Source organism: Allorhizocola rhizosphaerae (genome assembly GCF_003426775.1).
In the GTDB taxonomy this organism is placed as follows: Bacteria; Actinomycetota; Actinomycetes; order Mycobacteriales; family Micromonosporaceae; genus Allorhizocola; species Allorhizocola rhizosphaerae.
Genome location: NZ_QJUG01000397.1, coordinates 1 through 3,777, shown reverse-complemented (window position 1 = coordinate 3,777; position 3,777 = coordinate 1). Strand labels below are relative to the sequence as shown.

The window sequence follows — 3,777 nt, the reverse complement described above, 5'->3', positions numbered from 1 at the left end:
CTGTGCCGGGGCGAGGCCGAAACCGCCCGGCACACGCTCGGGCTGACCGCCGGGCAGGCCGGTGAGGTGGCCCGCAACGCCCGGCTGGAACAGGCCCCCGCCGCGGCGGCGGCCAAGGTGTACACGGGCGTGCTGTATGCGGCGCTGGACTACGCCACCCTGCCCCCGGCCGCGCAGCGTTACGCCCGCGCCTCGGTGGTGGTGTTCTCGGCGCTGTGGGGCATGGTCGGGCTCGGCGACCGGATCCCGGCCTACCGTTGCCCGCCCGGCGTGCGGCTGCCGGGCCTGGACGCGGCGCTGGGGTCCTGGTGGCGGCGCCGGCTGACCGCCATGCACAGCCGGCAGTTCGCGGTGGACCTGCGTTCGGGCCCCTATCAGGGCATGTGGCGCCCGGCCCACGCGGCCACCGTCCGCGTGCTGCACGACGGCAAGGTGGTCAGCCACTTCAACAAGGCCACCAAGGGCCGGCTGGTGCGTGACCTGGCCCTGGCCGGGGTGGCCGTCGACGGCACCGCCGCGCTGGCCGCGGCCCTGCGCGAGCTCGGATACGACGTGCGCGCCGACGGTGACCGGCTCGACATCACGGTAGACACGCTGGCCTGACGGGTAATGCCTGCTTTGGCCGACACCTGCCTCTAGGATCGAGCGAGTTTGCGACAAAGGGGATTGCGCGTCATGGCAACAGGCAAAGTGAAGTGGTTCAACGCCGACAAGGGCTTCGGCTTCATCCAGCAGGACGACGGCGGGCCTGATGTGTTCGTTCACTTCTCCGCCATACAGACACAGGGATACCGGTCGCTGGAGGAGGGCCAGCCGGTCGAGTTCGACATCACGCAGGGACCCAAGGGCCCGCAGGCCGAAAACGTGTCACCGCGGCGGCAGTGAGCCCGCTGTCGCGCCGCGGCCGGGCCGGCAAGCCCGGCCGCGGCGTGCGGGTGTGCGACGACCTGCGCACCGGCGAGGTCGGCTTCTTCACGAAGACCCTCTAGCCCACGGTCGGGCTGCGCCGCTCCAGCAGCACCACGTCGCGCCACACCCCGTGGTGGCGGCCGACGCGTTCACGCACCCCGACCGTGCGGAACCCGGCCTTTTCGTGCAGGCGCAGGCTGGCCTTGTTTTCCGGGAACACTCCGGATTGGATGGTCCAGATGCCGGCCGCCTCGGTGGAGGCGATCAGCCGGTGCAGCAGCGCCAGGCCCACACCTTGGCCGTGGGCGGCGGGGGAGATGTAGATGCTGTGCTCGACCACGCCGCGGTAGACGGGCCGGGCCGACACCTGCGACACCGCGACCCAGCCCACGATCTCGCCGTCCTGTGCGACGAACCGGTGGCCGGGCAGCCGCGTCGTGTCGAAGGCGGGCCAGTCGGGCGCGGTGGTCTCGAAGCTGGCGTGGCCGGTGTCCAACCCGGCCTGGTAGATGGCCAACACCTGGTGGGCGTCGTCAGCGGCCATGGGTCTGATCAGCATGCGGCGAAATTAACCCGGCCAGGTTTCGGCCGTGTTGCCACGCTGCGGCGTCGGTCAGGTACCCGCCGCACCTCGGCCCTGGGCCGCCGCGGGCGGTGATAGCTTGGCAGGGCTATGACCGACTGCCTGTTCTGCGCCATCGCCGCCGGCGACAAACCCGGGTTCATGGTGCACAGCGACGACGAGGTGGCCGCGTTCCTGGACGTGCGGCCGGTGTTCAAAGGGCATGTGCTGGTGGTGCCGCGTGCGCATGTGGCCACGCTGGCCGACCTGCCCGCCGCGGCGGTGCAGCCGTACTTCCTGCGGGTGCAGGCCGTCGCCGCCGCGGTGGAGGAGGGGCTGCAGGCCGGCGGGACGTTCGTGGCGATGAACAACCGGGTCAGCCAAAGCGTGCCGCACCTGCACACCCATGTGGTGCCCCGGGTCAAAGGCGACGGGCTGCGCGGCTTTTTCTGGCCGCGCACCAAATACGCCGACGACGCCGAGGCCCGCTCCTACGCCTCGTCGGTGCGCAAGGCGATGAGGAACCCGTCGTAGCCCTTGACCCCCAGGGTCTGCACGGCCGTGGCCGGCTGCCCGGAGGCGGCCACGGCGTCATACAGGGCGCGGGTGCCCACGATCATCGGCTCGTCGGACGCGGCGGCCACCTTCCCGCCACGCACCACGTTGTCCACGATGATCAGCGCGCCGGGCCGGGTCAGCCGCAGCGCCCACTGCCAGTAGTGCGGGTTGTTCTCCTTGTCGGCGTCGACGAACACCAGGTCGAACGGCTCACCACCGGAAAGCTGCGGCAGGGTGTCCAGGGCCGCGCCGACCCGGATCTCCACCTTGCCGGCCACCCCGGCCGCCTGCAGGTTGGCCTTGGCCACCTCGGCGTGCCTGGCGCTGTACTCGCAGGTGATCACTTTGCCGTCCTCGGGCAGCGCCCGGGCCAGCCAGATCGTGCTGTAGCCGCCGAGGGTGCCGATCTCCAGCACCCGGCGCGCGCCGATCGCCCGCGCGTACAGGTGCAGCAGTTTGCCGTGCGCCGGGGACACCGCGATCGGCGGCAGCCCGGCCGCGTCGCTGGCCTTGAGCACGAAATCCAGATCCTCGCCGACCAGCTTGCCGGCGATGTACGAGTCGACCGAGTTCCACAGTTCCTGATTCACGCAGCCCAGCCTAGGCAAACCAGTACGAGTAGTACCGCAAGGTGTGCTCCAACGCGGCCAGCATCTCGGCGCGCTGCGGCACCGGCCGGCCGAAGTGGGAGGCGTCGGCCACCCACGGCATCGGCTGCACCCCGAGGCGCAACTGCAGATACAGCGCGCGCAGCCAGTTGAGCGAGTTGAGCCGGCCATACGCCGACGGCTGCAGGTCGAAGCGCTGCTCGGTGCGGCCCAGGTGGTTGAGCGGCTCGATGGCCTGCCGCAGATCGGCCGCCCCGAGATCACCGCGGTGCAGCAAAGCCATGGTGGCGTAGGCCAGCCGGTCGTCCTCGCCGAACAGCAGCGGCCCGGTGGTCGCGGTGCGCAGCCGCACCACCACACTGCCCAGCAGCACCCGCGCCTGCTCGGTGGGCAGGTGCCGGGAACGGGCCACCGCGGCGATCACGTCGGCGCCGTGGGCCACCGCATGCGCCACCCCCTTGTGCGGGTCGATCACCCCGCGCAGGTCGGCCTCCAGCTCCCACCACATCAGGAACGCGCCCAGCCACTGCAGCACCGTCTCGGCCGGCAGCAGCCGCACGGTGTTGTCCCGCTCGATGCACAGCCCCAAGGTCAATGCCGAGAACGAGCGGCCGAACACCGTGTCGGACTCCTGCTCGCCCAGCCCGCGGAACAACGCCGCGCACAGCCGCCCGCCCAGGTCCTCCAGGTCGTGATCGCAGTGCCCGGCCAGCACCCAGTCGCCGAGGATCTCCAGGGCGAACGTGTCGCGGGTCTGCTCCACCGGCGAGCGCAGCATGTGCTCCAGCTCCTCGATCAGCAGGTCGATCGGCTGGTCCCGGGGCGGCTGCATGTCATTGGCCTTGATCTTCTCCCAGAAGCTCGCCTCGAACATGTTCCCGAACCTAGTGGTTGCCGCCCCGACCGTCACCCCCTGTTATCGGTAGGCGCACGCTTGCGCACCGTACACGCGCGAGCACAGGCAGCGTCCACTCTGGACTACCGGTCCAGCCGGATGACGCATTCGTTACCGGGCAGGGTGACATCGGCCTCGCCCTGCCCACCGCCGGGCCCGTTCGCCCGCAGCCGGTACGCCCCCGGACCCAGCCCGCCGAAGGTGAACCGGCCGCCGGCGTCGGTGACCGCCGCGATGTCGGGCAC

General features: G+C 71.0%; 6 protein-coding genes. 3 read left to right on the top strand and 3 right to left on the bottom strand.

From position 1 onward, the window contains the following. Both DM816_RS40820 and DM816_RS40815 read left to right on the top strand, forming a co-directional pair. A partial coding sequence (locus DM816_RS40820) for a YaaA family protein (protein WP_117215800.1) occupies positions 1-603 on the top strand: 603 nt, incomplete at its 5' end. 72 nt (positions 604-675) lie between these two features. Continuing rightward, the gene (locus DM816_RS40815) at positions 676-885 is read left to right on the top strand and encodes a cold-shock protein (protein ID WP_117215799.1); all 210 of its coding nucleotides are present in this window, start codon (positions 676-678) and stop codon (positions 883-885) included. Positions 886-985: 100 nt separating this feature from the next. Here the strand turns inward: DM816_RS40815 and DM816_RS40810 are convergent, their stop codons facing one another. Beyond that, on the bottom strand, positions 986-1,468 hold the full coding sequence (locus tag DM816_RS40810; protein WP_117215798.1) for a GNAT family N-acetyltransferase: 483 nt from the start codon (positions 1,466-1,468) through the stop codon (positions 986-988). A gap of 114 nt (positions 1,469-1,582) precedes the next feature. On the opposite strand from DM816_RS40810, the gene DM816_RS40805 reads away from it, so the two are divergent. Next, on the top strand, positions 1,583-2,005 hold the full coding sequence (locus DM816_RS40805) for an HIT family protein (RefSeq protein ID WP_117215797.1): 423 nt from the start codon (positions 1,583-1,585) through the stop codon (positions 2,003-2,005). On the opposite strand, the gene DM816_RS40800 is transcribed toward DM816_RS40805, so the two are convergent. Then, on the bottom strand, positions 1,963-2,619 hold the full coding sequence (locus tag DM816_RS40800) for an O-methyltransferase (RefSeq protein WP_162908380.1): 657 nt from the start codon (positions 2,617-2,619) through the stop codon (positions 1,963-1,965). The genes DM816_RS40805 and DM816_RS40800 overlap by 43 nt on opposite strands. 10 nt (positions 2,620-2,629) lie before the next feature. Then, the gene (locus DM816_RS45070) at positions 2,630-3,511 is read right to left on the bottom strand and encodes a DUF2785 domain-containing protein (RefSeq protein WP_117215795.1); all 882 of its coding nucleotides are present in this window, start codon (positions 3,509-3,511) and stop codon (positions 2,630-2,632) included. Positions 3,512-3,777: the final 266 nt, after the last annotated feature.